At 59.9% G+C, this 16,992-nt stretch carries 23 protein-coding genes; 1 reads left to right on the forward strand and 22 read right to left on the reverse strand.

The features are described from left to right. Positions 1-6: 6 nt before the first annotated feature. The 12 genes from VW35_RS00785 to VW35_RS00840 form a co-directional block, all read right to left on the reverse strand. A complete protein-coding gene (locus tag VW35_RS00785) occupies positions 7-576 on the reverse strand; it encodes a hypothetical protein (RefSeq protein WP_046141129.1) in 570 nt (189 codons plus the stop codon). Further along, positions 576-1,289 (reverse strand): hypothetical protein, encoded by a 714-nt coding sequence (locus VW35_RS00790; RefSeq protein ID WP_046141130.1) that lies wholly within the window; start codon positions 1,287-1,289, stop codon positions 576-578. The genes VW35_RS00785 and VW35_RS00790 overlap by 1 nt, the downstream gene beginning before the upstream one ends. After that, entirely contained in the window at positions 1,282-2,955 is a 1,674-nt protein-coding gene (locus VW35_RS20325) for a phage tail length tape measure family protein (RefSeq protein ID WP_244465816.1), read from the reverse strand. Before VW35_RS20325 ends, VW35_RS00790 begins: the two co-directional genes overlap by 8 nt. A gap of 41 nt (positions 2,956-2,996) precedes the next feature. Further along, entirely contained in the window at positions 2,997-3,404 is a 408-nt protein-coding gene (locus VW35_RS22235) for a phage tail assembly chaperone (RefSeq protein WP_425283732.1), read from the reverse strand. Then, positions 3,344-3,727 (reverse strand): hypothetical protein, encoded by a 384-nt coding sequence (locus VW35_RS00805; RefSeq protein ID WP_046141132.1) that lies wholly within the window; start codon positions 3,725-3,727, stop codon positions 3,344-3,346. Before VW35_RS00805 ends, VW35_RS22235 begins: the two co-directional genes overlap by 61 nt. Positions 3,728-3,730: 3 nt before the next feature. After that, positions 3,731-3,913, reverse strand: a complete 183-nt coding sequence (locus VW35_RS00810) for a hypothetical protein (protein ID WP_046141133.1) — start codon at positions 3,911-3,913, stop codon at positions 3,731-3,733. Positions 3,914-3,922: 9 nt separating this feature from the next. Then, positions 3,923-4,654, reverse strand: coding sequence for a hypothetical protein (locus VW35_RS00815; RefSeq protein ID WP_046141134.1), 732 nt, complete (start codon positions 4,652-4,654; stop codon positions 3,923-3,925). A gap of 23 nt (positions 4,655-4,677) precedes the next feature. Continuing rightward, positions 4,678-5,103, reverse strand: a complete 426-nt coding sequence (locus VW35_RS00820) for a phage tail terminator-like protein (RefSeq protein WP_046141135.1) — start codon at positions 5,101-5,103, stop codon at positions 4,678-4,680. A 185-nt stretch (positions 5,104-5,288) separates the two neighbouring features. Beyond that, positions 5,289-5,744 carry a hypothetical protein gene (locus tag VW35_RS00825; protein ID WP_046141136.1) on the reverse strand — a complete coding sequence of 152 codons (456 nt, stop codon included), beginning with the start codon at positions 5,742-5,744 and terminating at the stop codon, positions 5,289-5,291. Continuing rightward, positions 5,741-6,793 (reverse strand): hypothetical protein, encoded by a 1,053-nt coding sequence (locus VW35_RS00830; RefSeq protein WP_046141137.1) that lies wholly within the window; start codon positions 6,791-6,793, stop codon positions 5,741-5,743. Before VW35_RS00830 ends, VW35_RS00825 begins: the two co-directional genes overlap by 4 nt. Beyond that, positions 6,793-7,218, reverse strand: coding sequence for a hypothetical protein (locus VW35_RS00835; RefSeq protein ID WP_046141138.1), 426 nt, complete (start codon positions 7,216-7,218; stop codon positions 6,793-6,795). Before VW35_RS00835 ends, VW35_RS00830 begins: the two co-directional genes overlap by 1 nt. Continuing rightward, on the reverse strand, positions 7,218-7,679 hold the full coding sequence (locus VW35_RS00840) for a hypothetical protein (protein ID WP_152662423.1): 462 nt from the start codon (positions 7,677-7,679) through the stop codon (positions 7,218-7,220). Before VW35_RS00840 ends, VW35_RS00835 begins: the two co-directional genes overlap by 1 nt. A gap of 156 nt (positions 7,680-7,835) precedes the next feature. On the opposite strand from VW35_RS00840, the gene VW35_RS00845 reads away from it, so the two are divergent. Then, the gene (locus tag VW35_RS00845; protein ID WP_052951406.1) at positions 7,836-8,702 is read left to right on the forward strand and encodes a tyrosine-type recombinase/integrase; all 867 of its coding nucleotides are present in this window, start codon (positions 7,836-7,838) and stop codon (positions 8,700-8,702) included. Positions 8,703-8,759: 57 nt separating this feature from the next. Here the strand turns inward: VW35_RS00845 and VW35_RS00850 are convergent, their stop codons facing one another. The 10 genes from VW35_RS00850 to VW35_RS00895 form a co-directional block, all read right to left on the reverse strand. After that, entirely contained in the window at positions 8,760-10,091 is a 1,332-nt protein-coding gene (locus VW35_RS00850) for a hypothetical protein (RefSeq protein ID WP_046141140.1), read from the reverse strand. A gap of 5 nt (positions 10,092-10,096) precedes the next feature. Next, positions 10,097-11,593 (reverse strand): heparin lyase I family protein, encoded by a 1,497-nt coding sequence (locus VW35_RS00855; RefSeq protein WP_046141141.1) that lies wholly within the window; start codon positions 11,591-11,593, stop codon positions 10,097-10,099. Then, entirely contained in the window at positions 11,590-11,895 is a 306-nt protein-coding gene (locus VW35_RS00860; RefSeq protein WP_046141142.1) for a hypothetical protein, read from the reverse strand. The genes VW35_RS00855 and VW35_RS00860 overlap by 4 nt, the downstream gene beginning before the upstream one ends. 15 nt (positions 11,896-11,910) lie before the next feature. Continuing rightward, positions 11,911-13,485 (reverse strand): terminase family protein, encoded by a 1,575-nt coding sequence (locus VW35_RS00865; RefSeq protein WP_046141143.1) that lies wholly within the window; start codon positions 13,483-13,485, stop codon positions 11,911-11,913. Further along, positions 13,485-13,967 (reverse strand): terminase small subunit-like protein, encoded by a 483-nt coding sequence (locus tag VW35_RS00870; protein ID WP_046141144.1) that lies wholly within the window; start codon positions 13,965-13,967, stop codon positions 13,485-13,487. The genes VW35_RS00865 and VW35_RS00870 overlap by 1 nt, the downstream gene beginning before the upstream one ends. Next, the gene (locus VW35_RS00875; RefSeq protein WP_046141145.1) at positions 13,967-14,239 is read right to left on the reverse strand and encodes a hypothetical protein; all 273 of its coding nucleotides are present in this window, start codon (positions 14,237-14,239) and stop codon (positions 13,967-13,969) included. Before VW35_RS00875 ends, VW35_RS00870 begins: the two co-directional genes overlap by 1 nt. Then, a complete protein-coding gene (locus VW35_RS00880) occupies positions 14,229-14,972 on the reverse strand; it encodes a Rieske (2Fe-2S) protein (RefSeq protein ID WP_046141146.1) in 744 nt (247 codons plus the stop codon). The genes VW35_RS00875 and VW35_RS00880 overlap by 11 nt, the downstream gene beginning before the upstream one ends. A 2-nt stretch (positions 14,973-14,974) precedes the next feature. Beyond that, positions 14,975-15,487, reverse strand: a complete 513-nt coding sequence (locus VW35_RS00885) for a hypothetical protein (RefSeq protein ID WP_046141147.1) — start codon at positions 15,485-15,487, stop codon at positions 14,975-14,977. Between the two features lie 71 nt (positions 15,488-15,558). Continuing rightward, the gene (locus VW35_RS00890) at positions 15,559-15,771 is read right to left on the reverse strand and encodes a hypothetical protein (protein ID WP_046141148.1); all 213 of its coding nucleotides are present in this window, start codon (positions 15,769-15,771) and stop codon (positions 15,559-15,561) included. A 438-nt stretch (positions 15,772-16,209) separates the two neighbouring features. Continuing rightward, positions 16,210-16,722, reverse strand: coding sequence for a hypothetical protein (locus tag VW35_RS00895; protein WP_046141149.1), 513 nt, complete (start codon positions 16,720-16,722; stop codon positions 16,210-16,212). Positions 16,723-16,992 lie beyond the last annotated feature (270 nt).

Consider the following 16,992-nt stretch of genomic DNA (forward strand, 5'->3'; position numbering starts at 1 on the left):
TAGTCATCAGCTAAACCGCGGCCAGACGATCTGTTTGTCGACCAGGCCGGGGATGCGCTCGGCGAAACGATCGGCTGGCGCCCCAGGGTTCAAAACCTTCGACCGAGCTCGTTGGTCCACATCCGACAGCACTGCACCACTGACCAGTGTGCGCAAGTCAAACCGATTGCGCACCTCGAGCACGAGGGTCGAAACCACTTGGTCGCCACTCACCGAATCGTCGCTGGGCATGTTGTCCACGAAGCCGGTGAACTTGACTTCTGGATCACCCACCGGCTGGTCCCACTCATCACAGGGCTGGATCAGCAGCTGCACTTTGGCGTCGATGACTTCACCTGCCTCCATATCCTCGTAGGCGAGATCGGAGACGGCTTGGTCAACGCCAGACATGGAAAGCATCAGCGTGGATGCCTCCCCGTTCATGGCGCTCTCGATCTGGTCGAGACCTTCAGTCAGCCGCGCACCCACCCAAATGTCCCCATTGGCGTCTAGGTATGGCCCAGCCCCGTCCCACATGCGAAAAGTCTTGGACGGGAACTCAATGCGGCAAAGAACGCGCAGGCTCTTGATTGCCATCACGCCACTCCGAGCGCCAAGTCGTTCCAATAATCCACCGCTTCGACAAATTCGACCGAAGCGACGTCGATCTCAGTGTTGTTCAGAGGCAGGTCCATGCCTCGATCGTCAGACAAATGGCAGAGGCAGGTGGGAGCATCGCATTCGAGCTGCGCCCCTGCAGGAATGGCCTGGCGAATGGCCGGAAACACCGGCACTTGGAACGTCGTCTCACTCGGCTGAGCCAGTACCCGTCCGGTCTGGTAGAGCGCGTCCTGATAGCTGAAGCGAATGCCCGCTGCGGCGGCGGCGTTGATAAGTCGAACGGTGATCACCGTTGCCCCCAGCGGGGCATAGGTGGCCATCTCGACATTGATTGATCCTTGGATGAACGCGGAGTCGTCATCGAAGCCGGTGTCATCGTCGAACGTCACTAACGCTTCCCGCTCGCGCTCGCCTGAAGGGTATGGAGCACTATCGAACGCCCAAACCGGAACGGCCACTAGACCCGCCTTCCCGGCAAGGTCGGTGGCGATGGTATTCCAAACCCGCCGCATGGCGCGTGTCCGAACAGATACGTCCGTCATCGACACACGCCAGAATCCTCGATCGGTGCGGATGTTGCGCTCGATCCCGCCCAGCGACTTGCCGCCGCCTCGCGAGAACGCGACCTGAGAAGCCATGGCACGGGCGGGAACAAGCAGCTTTGCTGGCCAGCGGATGATATTAGCCAAGGCGGTAATCCGATCCTGCTTGCTGGACTTGGTAGCGAGACATGGCTGACGGTGCGTCTTTTGCTGCGCCAGCTCTCGCCGTGGCAACAATGGACGGCGCCGCCTGTGTGACGGTGGACTGCGATACGCTTTGGACGAACGGCAGAATGTTGCCGTTCCCATCAGCAGCAACACCGACAGTGACGTGCACAGACTGCTGGTCTTGATTTGCGGCGGAGACGCCGAGCCGTCCATCAGGCCCGCGGCGCAGCGGCATGATGGCTTCCGGCCCAGCCTCACCCATCAGCCCTGCCCCGCTTGCCATGGGGAAAAGTGTCGGTCGAGAAACGATGCCGCCGTTGGCGAATGGCTGCACATGGCCACCACTGAAGACTCCGCCATTCGCGAAGCCGCCGCCAAACAGTCCGGAGAGGATGCTGCCGAGGAAGCCGAAACCTCCCCCCATGCCGCCGAAGATGCTGGATGCCTGCTGGAGCGCGTACTGGGCCACATTGCCAAGGACATCCAGCATCACTTGGCCGAAGTCCTTGGCGCCGCTGATCAGATCCTTTAGCGCCCCGCCGATCGACTTGCCGAGATTGTTGGCGAACTCCTGAGCGCGTTCAGCAGCAGCCTTCAGACCATCGTTTGCTAGGTTCTTGACGTTGTCGTTTGCCGCCGAGGCGGCCCCGCCTAGCGCTTCCGTTTCCTTGCGCGTGCGGGCAATGTCCTGGGCTCGCTTGGACCAAGCGTCTCCAAGTCCGCCGAGATAGTCTGTCCCGAAAGCGTTCGCCCCTGCATCACCAATGTTCGAGCCGAGTTGGCCCGCTGCTCCAGCAAACGGATTATCGAAGCCACTGATCTGTGGCATTCCGAAGGTTGGGATGTTCAGTCCGAATTGCCCAAGTCCATCGTTGGCCGTCGTGATGAGGCTGTTGATGAGCTCGGTCGCGCGTTGAATTGACCACTCGATGCCTTTGATGACGATGTTGGCGGTCTGGATCGTAACGTCGCCGATGGCCGCCGGCAGACCAGACCACAGTGCGCCTATGGCCTGCACGGCAAAAGAGAACGAGCCGATGATCGTGTTTGCCATACCCTTGATGATGGGCGCGATCTGATCCCAGACCCACTGCAGCGCAGAGACGATGCCGCCCCAGACCGGAGCCAGGATCGAGCCGATCATCTCGGCGAACATCTGCCAGCCGGCCAAAGCCACGTCGAAAAAGCTAACCTGCACGTCGGCGGTTTTGTTGAACTCGTAGGTGAGCCCGCCGATGGCGGCGGCAACGACGCCGATAACAGCGGCCAGCGGCCAGAATTTCGCAATCAGGCCTGTTGTCAGGTCCGAGATCGTGCGAAGTGCGGGAGCAAAACCGCCCTGGAATATCTGCGATCCCTGCTGAATGGCCACCATCGCGGGGTTCATGCCCGACGCAAGCGAAACGACCACGTCATTGAGCTGGTAGATCATCATCGTGCGTTGCTGCATCGAGGAACGGATGATGCCGTTCTGAGCCATCAGAGCAGCGTTGTGGGCTTGGGCTGCAGCAGTAGCCGCCTTCTGCCCTGCCGCTTCAGCCTGTGAGGCCCCAGCAAGCCGCTGGGCGGCCGCAGAAGCCTGCCCCGCCGCCCCTGTAAGCTGATGGAGCGAGACCGTGCCCTTCTCGACCTGCGAGGAGTCCACGGCCAAGCCGAGGCGAGCAACATCGGGCATAGGTCACCTCATCAGAAAATGGCGTCAAAGAGTTCCGGCGTCATGGTGCGCTCGGAGATTGTGTTTGGATTGCCGCCTTCAGCTTGCTCGCGACCGGCGACTTCACGGCAGACAGCTAGATAGGCCGTGTCCATGGCACGGAGGGCTCGCCATTCCATTGTGGAGGGCGCAGAGCCGGTCAGGGACGCCCATTCCGCCATTTCCCGCCATGACAGCGCCTGTGGCCCGGAAAAGCCGTCCTGACGCCCCTGATGGAGTTCTATGAACCAGTGCCAGAGGTATTCCTGCCCCCATGGTATGTCTGGCTCATAGCTCGGCGCGAGAACAGCCGAGCGAACGATCTGACAGAAATCGTCCGTCAGCTCTTGGTAAAATTTGCGATCTTGCGCGCGGCCTCCACGACCTGCGCATAAAGCCATGTTTCTTTGGTTAGGATGGCCTTGATCGTTGCGGGATCGCTGCTGGGTACAGCGCCGTCATAGGTGTTGCCACCCCAATCCCAAGAGGCAACATAGGAAACGGCCTGATCGATTTCGTTTTGCTCAACTGTGTCTGCATCGATCAGCTTGCGCTTCTGCTGCTTGGCAAGGATGGCATCGGTCTGCTTTCGCACAACCGCCATTGCCGCTTCCGAGCCAGCCGAGCGCACCATGATCTTGATGCCCATCGGCTCGCCGGTCGCAGGGTGCTCGACGTCGAGTTCGAACAGCTGCTCGGTTGAAACGAGGCCAGAGATTTCCATCCGCTATTCCTTCGACTTGGGAGCAGGCTTGGCGGGTTCGCCGGTGACTTCGAAGCCCAGGCCTTCGAAAGCCTTGGCCTCGTCCTTGGTCAGCTCGACATCAAGAGCGGAGCCGGGGAGCAACGGCACGTCGATGCCGTCGCGGGAAATGGTGCGGGCATCCTGCCCAATGTTCTTGATCTGCATGATAGCTCCTTAGCCGAGCGGCGCGACGCGCACGGTATTGCTGTTCACTTCGACAGTGCATTGCAGCTGCCGCACATTGTTTGGGCCGCCAAAGCCTTCAGTGGCGCCGGCAACGAGTCCCACGAAATATCGCTTTGATGGGACGGGCACGGTCGATGCCGTATGCACGCCCGACTGTGTGCCGGTGGTGGTGATCGCCGCGCCGCCTGGCGTTGCTGAAACACTGAAAGCGCCTGTGGTGAGCCCAGCAGCTGCCACATAGTAGGTGGTGCCGGCAGTGAGGCCGGTGGGCAGGGCTCCAGTGGTCGTGAACTTGATCGGCGTACCGGCTGAAAGACCGTGATTTGCCCAAGTGATGACGCCGGGCGCTGCGATCGTCATTGTCACGACCGACGACTTGACGATGGGGTCATCGTTTAGGTCGACGCGGAATGGGTAGTTGTAATCGGTGCGCTCAGCTGCCAGCATCGCAATCTGGCCGGCGTCCGTTGCGGAAACGGCAAAATTGTCCTGTCGAGAAGGCGCATTGCGCGTGCCCTTCTGCTTGACGTCACGGCCGCGATCAATAAGGGGCGTGGTGATCAGCGCAGCAGCATCGCCGAGCGATCCTGCTTCCATGTAATTCTTGACCTCAGTCCAGACGACCGAGGCAAAATCTGCTTCCGTGACATCGACGTCGGGAAGCTCCATGGCAGGGCCGATATAATACCGGCATCCGGCTACTGGATAGAGCGTGGCCATGTGGCCCTCCTATGGTTGAATGATCAGGCCCAACATTCGAAGGGCACTAGGACAGGCACGAGCACGCCAGGAGGCGTCGTCTCGACCAGCATTGAGCCGACTTCGGCGTCTGCTGTGATGCGGACGATGAGCCCGAGAGCGTGGCTAAGCTTCAAATCGGCATGGAAATGCGCAGCGACAGCGCCTGCGATGTCGGTGATGCGCGTGCCCTTGTTCAGCCCGTCGCGCACATTGACCTGCAGAAAGCCGATGCGCTGGTGTGGGCCATCGCTATCGATCAGCACGCGGTTGGCCGCATTCGGAGCGAAGATCGCCTCGAGATAGCGATTGTCGTTTGGCTTGGTGAAATTTAGGTTCGGCCAAGCGACAGGGTGGGCCGGCGAGAGAACCAGTGTCGCGAGCCGCGCCAAAAGCGCCTCTTCGATAGCACCTTCCGTGGTCGTGGCCATTGTGCGATACCTCTGGCCCATGGCCGATGATTTAAGCAACGAACAGGTCTGGAACCGCATTCAGGTCGCCAGAGATGCCCTTGGGCAGGAGAAAGGCGCGTCCGTGGCCGGGAACACAGCCATTGAGGCTGCGCGCCGCTCCCTGCTCTTGCTGCAGATGGGCGTGCTGAAAGCGTCTGAGGACGCTAAAGACCGAGCCGAGCCCTCACCCGAGCCGCGACCTGATCCACGATCATAGGCCAGCGTTGACCTGCCATGGTTACCCATGGACGGCCCGCCTCACCATTCGCTGAATAGTGGACATACCCCGCATAATTGGCCGTGTAGCCAAGGTAGATCGTCTCACCGAGATCACTGCCGCTGATCACCAGCATGACATCGCCGAGATCAGCAGGAACCGGCACGCCGGGATTGTCCCTGGTCAGCAGCGGCATGGCCGTCTGCGATGCCACCAGCGAAGCCCGTAGAAAGCCTGTTCGCTTGTAGCCGCTCGGCGCCGGTGGAGCGTCATAGACCGTCTGCACCAGCAGCAGATCCATTTGCTCGACCAGTTCTTGCACGCTCTCCCGGAATACCACCTCGAGCGCGCCTTCGACCGACTGCGCCCAGTCTGCGACCTGCGCTTCGAAAGAGAGGGTCATGCCAACTGCCGGCGACGGATCAGCGCGGCGGTGTAGTCGATCTTGTACGTCACTGGGCAGTTACACCCGACTGTGTGCCGAGCAGGAAGGCCGGGCGCATGCGGATACGGGATCAGCGTACCGTCAGGAGCCACAAAAGGCTGGTCGTATGGCACAGTTTGCCCCACCATGGCCTTGTGCTGCGACCGCGGATGCTCGCTGATGGTGCGCCCCCAGGTCTTTGTCACGTCGCGCGGATCGATCTTGCCGCTCTCGATGCCCTGGCGAATGCCCTCGTTCTTTGCCATGGCCAATGCGGCGCGCGTCTCGTTGAGCGCGATGACATCGGCGCGGAACTTCAGCTGCTTGTCATTTAGGCGGCCGACGATGCGATCGACATCCTGACGAAACAGCGCTTTTCCTTCGCTGATCGCTTTCGCCACCATCCGGTCGAACCGTTTGTCGCGCTGCTTGAGCTGCAGATAATCTCGCATGCCCTCTGGATCGCCAGAAATGAGCGAGGAGCGGGCTTTAGCCTGCGTCCGCTCCTGAGGCCCGCTAAGACCGATATAGCCGCCCTCGCGTTTCCCTGTGGCTCTATTGACCCTGCCGACTGCCTCTAGCGCCGTCTTGGTCGGATTGTCGCCACGTGCCAAGCCTTCGGTGAGCGCAATGCGGAGCAACTGCTTGGCCTGCTCTGTCTCGCGCGTCACGAGTTGCGCACTGAGATCGCGAAGCAGCGCCTCGGCGATCAGGTTGCGGACACCGAACGAGAGGGCGACGCGTGTGCCGGCTGGATCGCGCACGATGACATCTGCCGCCATGGCTATGCCGCCACGATTGAATGCATCCGCAATGGCGAGGTCGAGGCCGCCGAATGCTGCTCGATCGATGCCCAGAAGATCGATAGCCGCTTCGATGTTGCCGCGATCGATCTCAGCCACGATCCTCTTGAGCATGGCAGGTGTCACGCCGGCCTTGATGCGATCATAGGCTTCCAGGAACGCGGCGCGCACCTCCGGCGAGAACTTATCGACGAGCTGATCGAACGGTGTCCGGTTGGAAGCCATCAGAGAGCAAGGTCCAGGTCATAGAGAACAGCGATTCCAGCCGGCGAGAGAGCCCGCACGGCCTGTATTTCTTCCCAGGCATGTGTGGCATCGTCCGCCGCATCCGCGAACGTCAGCGCCTCGCCCAAGAGGATGGTATCATCATCTGTCGGGGCTATGCCCGCAGCGCCGGAGATCGTCACCGTGCGTTTGGTCATGCCGATCAACGTGCCGTTTATGTCTCGCAGTTCCTTGTCGGACTGCAGGGCAATGACAGGGGTGTAGGTGATCGTTGGCTCGGTAGGAATCCATGGGGTCGATGGATCAGGCGTGCCGGGAACGACGCGGCGGATCGTGGCCGGATAGCCGTTGGGCTGGGACACGTCGCCGATAGAGGCGAGAGCGGCTTCGACTTCCTGAGCGACTTTCGACCAATCCTCGGCCATCAGATGTTCTCCGAGATCGGCCCGATGGAGCCAAAGAAAAAGCCCATGGCGTTGCGGTCAAGAATATAGGGCTCGAACAGCGCCTCGATCAGTGTGCTCACCGGCATAGCGGCATAGATGCCAGAGGCGTTTCCTGTGACCTGCCAGCGGATTTTGTCGACCTGCACAAGGCTCTTCTGCTCGCTTGCGGTGTAGGTCTTGCTGAAGAACCCGGGGGTCGTTAGCTCGATATAGGCGGCGATGTAGGCCGCTTCAGTCGTCAAGGGCAGGTCTGCCTCATCTGGGGTGAAATCGACGCTGTAGCCCGCCGCCAAGAGGTTTGGCGCGTATCTCATCCGAACCATGTCTGACGCTCTGGTCAGGGCAGCAGTTGCAGCCTGATCCGTTGCTTCTGTCGGAGCTTGATCGCCTCGAACGCTGGCATACTGACGCCAGCCGTCTATCGTGCCGTATGTGGCCATGGTGGCGCCTCATGAAAAAGCCCCGCGGATGCGAGGCTGTTAATCTTGATTGCCAGCAACGCTATGCCGGCGCTTGGCCTGATGTTCAAATGCGAACGCGCCGTGGCCCTGGCAGGCCACGACGCGCTCTAACCAACCGAACCTCAGGAGTTCAGGATGGCTCAGGCTGTCACATCATTTTTCCCGCGCGCCCGCAATGGGCAAACCTTCGAAGCAGCAGCGGCGAGCTATATTCGCCATGGCGGCTCTAATCGATTCCTCGACCGCGTGATGCCGCACCTCGGCAGCATTCCCGTCGACGAGATTGTGCCATTCGACATCAAGAGCTTGGCGCAAACATTGCTGCCCGACCAAGGAGGAGCGACACGCAATCGCCAGGTCATCACTCCGATCCGCGCCGTCCTTCTGCACGCCTATGAGCGCGGCTGGTGCGCGCCCATTCGCCTGCGACGCTTCAAAGAGGACCCGCCGGCAAAGAAAAGCCCTGCCTCGCCGATCTGGCTGCATCTGTTCGTGCGCCAGTGCGATCAAGACGGCGGGCTCGATCACCTTGCCGCCCTGGTCATGTTCATGAGCCACACAGGCGCGCGAGTTACCGAATCCATCAATCTTCGCGTCGGCGATGTTGACCTAGCGGGTCGTCGCGCAATGTTGGTTCGGACGAAAACCGACCGCCATTCAGAGCGCGCCCTCACCGATGCCCTGGCAAGGCGCATGGCACCGCTTCTACTGGGCAGAGACGGCGATGAGCGGGTTTTCCGCTATGTCTCCCGCTTCGGCGTTAATGACAGGATCGAGGCGGTGTGTCGCCGCGCAGGGATCGAATACAAGTCGTCCCATGCATGCGGCCGCCACTCGTTTGCCACGAACGCCATCGCCATGGGCGCAGACGTCAAGAGCACCATGGTCGCAGGCGGATGGAAAACGACGTCGATTTTTCTGAACACCTATGTGCACCGAAAGGACGCCGGCCGCCTGGTCGCCGATCGCTTCAATTCCTTTCAATATTCCACCGAGGTTTGACGCTTAGGGTGTCGAGCGATGCTCGGCACCCCCTCCGTTGATGTGAGGGTGTGTGGGTTAGGACGGGAACTCAGGGATCAGCGAAGTAGCACTCACACCCAGATTTGCGGCGAGCCATACTGTCGTCAACTGTGATGGATGGGTGAAGTCAACCGTTGAGGCACCACCAACCAGCGTGTCCAGATCGCTGCGCCATTTCCATGTGTCCACTGGATCACGCAGAACAGCATTGGCATCAATCACTGACGCGCAGCCCCACGTCGCCACAGCGCTGGTGCGCACCCGCGCGGCCCAGTCTACGATCATATCGGACTTGGCGTGCTTGGTTTGGACAGCCAGGGTGCTGGTAGAGTCTGCGATGGGAAACGGCGTTACCGCATGAACACGGATGCCGATGCCCTTGAGCTTGTTGACGAAGGCGCGGAACAGGACTTCGTATTGATCCACAGTGATCGTGCCGAAGTCATTCACCTCAAGCTGCACGATGGCATCGGTAAAGCCGAGGGACAACAAGGCGAAGCGTTGCGCTGCGTAGTTAGCCGCAAGAGCATTGGCGTTGTTTACACCCATCCACGTGCGCAGCTCGTCGCCCGGTATGGTAAAGGCGCTGAACGGTCGTTGCGATGCGATCCAACGCTCAATCCAACCGATATTCCCGTCATTGTCTCCAGTATCGCGACTGAGCAGCCCGCCACCTGAAACCTGACCGTAGGCAATGGAGTGGCCAATGATCGCCACGGACGAGCGCCGAATGCCGTCTGCTGTGCGGCCAAGAATTACAGCTGGGACAATACAAGCGCGGGCATTGCTGTCATTCGCCGGCCAGCCTGACTGCACCAGCGAAAGGTCGCTAGTGGATGCGTATAGGCGAGCGAACTCTTCGCCCCATGTCTTAGAGCGGGCGGTTTCTCGGCTCCCGGCCAAGGGGTTTGTTGTTGAACCTACAGCATAGAACTGCAGGCCGATGGCCGTCCCGGCCGCGATATCAACTCCGATGGGATCGCATACGGAGAACTCGCCCGCAGGGATCGTCATGTTGAACTTGCCCTGCCGAGTAACGCGGCGGATGGCATTCACATCGTAAGCGTTGCCAGCAGCCGCGCCCCAGGCAGGGGCTAATCCGACATGGACACCGGAGAAGCCAGCACTTTCCTGTTCGGCCAAAGCCCCATGCCCGCCCACATACACTGGAGCGATCTGGCTCGCGCCGTAGGGCAACACATGGCGACTGCGGCTCAAATAGGCCGGGAGAGCATCTGTGGTGATGTTCCGGTTGTAGTTGTAGCCAGCACGGCACCCAATCGGAAACATCGACTTGTCGGCGCTATCGCGTAGCGCACGCAGGGCGGCCAAATTGGCAGATGCACGGTTTGCGAGGTTATTTGCCATGGCCCTTATGCCCTATATTCATAAGCTGTATCGCCAAAGGTGTAGGGCGAACCATTGAAGGTGAAGGTATTCGCATAGGAGTCGGGAACTGTGATTTCCGGGGTCCGATACCGAACAGCCAATGTTTCAGCCGCTGCCTTGCGGTAGATGCCGTATTTGAAATAGCTGGGGTTCTGATCGTTGTTCCCGATAGCGGTGGCCTGGTCATACTTGACGTCACCATCAAGTACGAACTTCAGGTACCCAGCCGAAGGGCCATGCCGCAGGTCGATCGCGACATCATGGTAAACACCACGAGTAATTGGGGACGGAGAAGTCCAAGCCACGTTTATCGGCGCTGTGCCGTCTGATATGGCATTCGGGTCAGCAATAATGTTCAGTTCTAGTCGCTCATCGGGGCGCATATTGACCGCCAACCAGGGACGCTGGTGGCTTTCACCTGCATCTTCCGTCTGGTGTATCTGGCCAAGGATAGCGAAGGCGCTCGTGAGCGGAGCGCCGGCCTCAACTAGGAACGACCAGCGCAACTGAACCAAGCTTCCGTCCACGGCGATAGGCGACATCGAAGCAGGTATGGACAGTTCAGAACGTTCGTTGCCGTTGGTTACGTCTGCGCTCAGAGGCTGATCGCCCGAACGAACCTCAAACCGCTGTTCAGAGCGATTGTTTAGGTTTTGGAACGAGTAATCGTTGCCGCGCACGTAATGGCGCTCATATTGGCGCCAGCGCAGGTTCTCCAGATAGCGGCGTAGTTGGGCGGCCTTCCCGCCCGACAGCGGCTTAGTCACAAGAATGCAGAGTATCTTGCCGCGCCAAAATTCAGTTGGGGTTGATGCCGAACTCGCCCCAATGCGAGACCGTGTTGTTGCCGTTGCCGGGACCGCTGCACTTGGCGTGGACGCAATACCCTCAATCTCAGAATACATGTTCGCTCCGTCAAATATCGAGCGCACCACGTGACAATCATTGAATTTGGTGTCGGTCTGGTAGTTCGTCAGTCCTGTGGTCCCGTTTCCGGCCAACGACTGGTAGCGATTAAGGCCCGATAGCTGGGCGCGGGCTAAACGCCTGGACGTAGACGACGCGTTACCATACATCATCAGGGTGCCGTTCACGGCGTCGGTCGTCGGCTTGTCCTGCTGCACAACTGCCCAGACTTCGCTTGGCGCCGAGCCAGATGGGAACGGCACCGACGACAGCAGAAGGCAATCGTCTACGCCGTCGAAATAGAGGCAGTCTAGCCCGTCAAAGCCGCCCGCCTTGAACGTTGGGCGGGATGCAGCCGTAGCTTGCGCCATGTCATAGCCGGCAATGACATCGCGGAAACTCGACACCGCGCCGCTGGAGGTTGTGATGGTCTCTGGGCGCCGCGCATCGAAGTAACCAACCAAATCTGTGCCCAGGCCTTTGACCGGCTCCCACCCCCCGCCCTTTGTTGGGGCGAGCGCTCCCAGCTTCAGCGTGCCGAGCTGGCGGATAGAGCCAAGGCCAAGCTGGCTCATGCCGTAACCCACGAAATAGTGGCCTTGCTCGGGATGAAGATGTCGATCGGCGTATCAGCCGCGAGATAGCCGCGAGGATTGGTATTGGCCGCCTTATTGACCGCATAGAAGCCCGCCTCGGACGAATGAAGGTGCGCCACGAGCGTTCCGTTCACAGCATTGCCGCCGGGGCCGGGTTCAGTCTGCTGGCCATTCGTGATGGTCTGCGACTGGACAGGCTCGCCCTTGAGCGCACTGGTCACGCGTTCATCGCCAGGACCAACGGCGTAACTGAATTCAACATGGAGACCGGAAAGGGCCATCTGGATTTCCTTCTGCTACGCCCTGCGGCGTGACTTCATACTGGCATGCCCAAGATTGACCTTGGGACCACCGTTGCGACTGCGGCTGCTTGCCGTTCGAATGCGGGCGCTCACAGAGCTCTCGCCGTATGACCAGGCATTGATCACGGCGTCGCCCTTGTCCGGCGATCGACCGAGGCGTTTCTTGATGTCGGTCTTTTCCTCGATGAGGATGCCCCGCGGCGTGAGCTTCCATGTCACGGCCGCAAGATCTGCAGCCAATTCAGGATCTGGTGGCAAGGCAACCGGCTCGCCCAAATTAGGCTCCAGTGCCTCGCGAAACTTCCAGTGAACCTCTGCCCGCTTGTTGGCGAACTTGAGCTTGCCGTCTCGCGTCCGCTTGCTCGATTTCTCAGCGCCATTGTGCGCGTGAAGCGTCAGGCCTTGGACGTTGTTCTTCAGGTGCGAATAGACGCCGGATCCATAGCCGCCGCCCATATCGATGACGATCTCTGCACCGTCTCGCATTGTGGCGACAACCTTGGCAGCAAGATCGAGCGGATCGACCTTGCCCTTCAGCGTCTCCGACTTAACCTCGTCGTACCAGTGGCCATACCGAGCGGCCAATGTGTTCGCATCGCCGCCGCCAAGCGCCACGTCATTGGAGAGCACCGACATGCCGACGCCTTCTGGCCGAGTTGGAGTCCATCGCGCCTGCGCGGCCTTGATCCATTCGGTTGGAAAGGCCTGAAACTCGTTGTCCTTGACCTCGGCATCGAAGCGCCCGTCGCGAAGACGGATGCGAAGCTCTTCCGGCATGGCCTCGAGCACCGAAGCATAGCCCGTTGCCATCAGGTCCGGATTGTCTTCCAGCTTGGCCGGAATAAACGTCCGCGATCGCGGCTGCACCATGCGGCCATTGACTTCGACTTGATCTGGCCCTTCACACTCGACATCTTCGCCGTTGATCGTCGTGAACCAGCGAAGCTCGCCGGGCTTTGCCGGGTTCGGATGCTTTGGATCGAGCCAAGGCGCCCAATACTTGACCACCCAATAGCCTTCCGGCGTAACCGGCGGGTTGCCGGTTGCGATAACCCGGCTGCGCTGCCCCGGCGTTGTTGAGCGGTTCCAACCGATCAGGAAGCGGTACATCGCCTCGCTGAAGTGGGTGATCTCGTCAAAGCCCTTCAGCGCATGTGGGCGACCCTGATACTTCTCGACGTCGCTCTCGTGCGGGACTGAGCCGAACTCAAGGATGTTGCCGTTCGGCAGGCGCCAGAGCTTGTCCTGCGAGTTATATCCCTGCCGGCCACCGATCAGCCCGGCAACCTCGTCCTCAAGCCCCTTGATCTGCGGATACTCGCGGCGGAAAATGATCGAGCGATCGAAGTCATCGACCGCAGTGCCGCAGAGAAGCGCCGACTTGCCGCCGCCCGCCGAGCCACCGAAGAACGTTTCATCCGCCAGGCTTTGCAGGCAGTCCGTTTGCGGGCCGGGATTTGGGATGAAGTAGCGGCCCTTTGTAGCCTCTATCGCATCCTTCTTGATTTGCTCCTGTGTTTCCTTTGGCAGCGCTTCGAAGCGGGCCAGGATGTCGTCAAGCAGACCCATTATTTCCCGCCGGACAGGGCGAAGGCAATCTTTCGAGCCAAGTCATAGCTACCCAGATCTTCTATCTGCACCGGGCCTTCACCATCCGCGCCGGTCAGTTGCGTCTTCTCGCCATACTTCTTCGGCGCCAGCTTGCCGGCCATCCACTTCCGCGCCTCGACGCGAAGCTGCGAGCGGCGCAATGCTTCACCATTCTCGCGCCAGCCAATATTCTCGCCGTCGCTGTTGGTGCGCTCTATCCAATCGTTCGAGCCATCGTCGGCAATTTCGAGGATGTCATCGAAGATCGCATCCGCCTGCGCCGTTCGAGCGCGCGCGTATTGGTCCGAAAAGCCAGCGCTCTCACCCAACCATTTGAACACCGACGATCGCGCTGGCATGCCGTCTTCGGAACAAATCGTGCGCAGACTCTCGCCATCTGCCAGGCGTTCACAGATCTTGTCGGCAAGCTCTTGCGTGAAGATCGTTGGACGACCAGTCATCAGTACTGCCCATCACAGAGAACAATCGCAACTGGCTCGCCCTGCCCTATTTCCTTGAGGGTGTAAGGCTCATTGGGGTTGAGGCCGTGGGCGCGAAGCTCCGCATCCAGAAGACCGCGCGCTTGCTCTTCGGAGAGGGCGACGACAACCGATGCGCAACCTACAGGCCAATGGCTCGCATGATCAGTCGAGACAAAGACCCTCTTTCCATCTGGCAGAATGCCCGGCGCTGGCGGCGGGGTATAGAACGGCTGGCGCTTCTCATCGGTCATAGACGTACCCCAGAGCGTAGAGCATGAGATTGCCAGAAAGGACGGCGCCGAGAATGTTGCCCAGAAGGCCGGCGCTGGTGAGGATCAATGTGAGTTGCTGCGTATCGGTCAGCATCACATCGCCAATGGGACAGGCGTTCGGGCCCGCCATGATCTGAAAGTTCGATGCGCTTGGCGCGGGCATGCCGGGCCGGGAAATGAAGGCAATTCGGTTGGAGAGATTGGCAACCTGGATGATTGCCTGCTTTGCCGTCACCGGAATGATTGGATTGAGCGATACCGTTTGAACCGTTGCGGCGGTCAAGGCGCTGAGAAGCGTATTGGGCGCGCTGCCGGCAATGCTCGTGGCGTCGAATAGAATGCGGTTGCCGACATCGCCTGTGACGATATGGCGGAATGGTCGGATCTTCCCGTCTGTCCCGACATACATTGAACCCAGATAGCGCCGGCTGGCGTCGCCCGTCTTGGTTCTTGCCGTGCCTTGGTAGGGTGTGTCGGGCGCAGTGGTGACAACCTCGAGCCCGAGATCGCCATTGGCCTTCTGATACCCGTAGGCATGATACCAGGTGCTCACCGTTGGATTGGAGAGCGCGACGGTTTCCGTGCCGTCGCTGATCAGCCGGCCCGTGTTGGGCACATAGCAGACGCCGGGTCCAACTGAGACCGTGAGGCCATCGAGCGCAACAGCAAGCTGCAGCCGGCGAATGATGCTATTGCCAGGGTTTTGCGCCATGGCTAGTTCGCTATGCTTCGGTCAGAGATGCGGCGCCAGTTGGTTCCGTCGCTGAAACAGAACTCCGCGCCGCCATTGAGATCGCTGACATAGATAAACGATCGGGCATAGGTTGAGACACTTGGCAATGCCGCCTTGAGATAGGTCGGCATGACCAAAGGCCCCGTCATCGTATCGCCGGCCTTGGCGACCTTCGCTGCCGCGACGTCGGACAACCCCTGCAATGCAGAGGAAAGCCCGGTGATGTCATTGATCGAATGCCCATGAACCAGCGCCGCCTTCATTGCGAGGGCAGCGGTAATGGTTTGGTTCAATGCCGAGATGGCCGATGCAATTGCCGCGGCCTGCGCTGTGCTGACCGGCTTATTCTGATCGCTGGTGTTGTTGACATTGCCGAGACCGACATCGGCTGGCGTCAGACTTTCCATGCTTCGGCGCTGGCGGCGTTCCGCAAGCGAAACTTCAAGCGCCGTATTCAATCGATCGACGCGGCTTACTGATTGGCTATTGGCCATTCAAGCCTCCGATCTATTACCCGGCTTTCCACCAGGATCGGCGTGAGAGAACCGCGCGCTACGGAAAGGGGTTAGGCTGAGGCCTCTGAAGCGACAGCCTGGGCAAGGTTAGCCCAATCATCTGGTGGCAGAACGATTTCCTCGGTGCCACTGGTGCCGTTCGGCCAAATCGCGCCGCGCACGACCACACGCACCGCGCCATCTGGCATACGGGAAATGTTGATGTAAGGCGGCGCATCTGCACCAGGCAGAGTGAACGCGTGAATGAGCTTGTTCTCTGGCATTCTACTCTCCGATGAAAGGGTACGAGCGGGCGATCTATGGTGCAATGAAGCGATGAGGGTGTGTATCGCCGCGCTCGATGGGAATGTCAGCCGGCCCCCATACGATGAACCTTTGGATATCCGCCGCCAATTCGAGGCAATGCGGAGCTGACTTGGAGCGATAAACGCTCGATGGGGATTGAGGCGCGAGCTAACCGAGCAGAGGATCAAACGCCACCGGGCTTGTCTTAATCCGCACCCTCGCGCAGTACGGAAGCATTCGCAGTAACCTGACCCGCACACCGCCTGCGACTGCAGGAATGCGGCAAGAGTTTCGAGGCGACTGCATCTCAGCAGCACCGGAACGCCTCTGAATCAAAAAGGGCCGCCGAAGCGAGCCCTAAAATCCAGCGCGATATGCGCTAGCATATCGACTTGTGCCTGATCCGTGCCCCGCCGTCAAGCGGCTCGTTTTGTTGTCAGCTTGAAATACACAGCCAGGTCATCAAGGGCGGCGAAAAGCTCGTCCTTCGCTCGTGATCGAGCTCGCGCACCCATGCCACGGTGCGTCAGGCTCTGGTCGTGGCACACAACGCGCTCAACGATCGAGGAGCGCATCATGCCAAGGCAGCGTACCGCCTGCTTGTAGTTCTCCAGATCATCCACCATGCGTCCGCTGAGCACGTCCTCGCGCGGGCCCGACGTGTCCACCTTGACCGCGGCATAGTCCACTGCCCGAGCGCCGCCGATCTGCGCACGGTCATAGGCCATGCGATACTTTGCGGCCGCCATGATCTGCATTTCGCTTGCGCCCTGAAGCCGCGATAGGCCCCCGACATACTCCACCATGTTCATGGCGACATAGACCTTGCCGACATGAGGGCCGGATTTGGTCTGGCGCTGGTGGTAATATTCCGCATCGGTGATGCCGGGATCCTGCACCAGGCGATGTTCGATGATCCGCTTTGTCATATCAGGCTTCCTTGCGGGAACGGATGGCGGCTTGTTTGTGATGTTCTGCGTGGTGCATCTTGCAAAGCCATCGCACTTCAAGCGGCTTTGAATAGTCGTCATGGTGCGCTTCGGCCGGCAGCTCCCCGCATACCTCACAGGGATTCTGAACCAGAGTGCCGTTCAAGATCGCTTTCCACGTCTTGTTGCGCGCCCTCCGCTTGTGAGGGTCTTTAGCATCGTTGCGCCTTGTCATTTCAGTAGAAATGCCAGGGTGCGCCGCGCGATATT

This window comes from Devosia soli (genome assembly GCF_000970455.1).
In the GTDB taxonomy this organism is placed as follows: domain Bacteria; phylum Pseudomonadota; class Alphaproteobacteria; order Rhizobiales; family Devosiaceae; genus Devosia; species Devosia soli.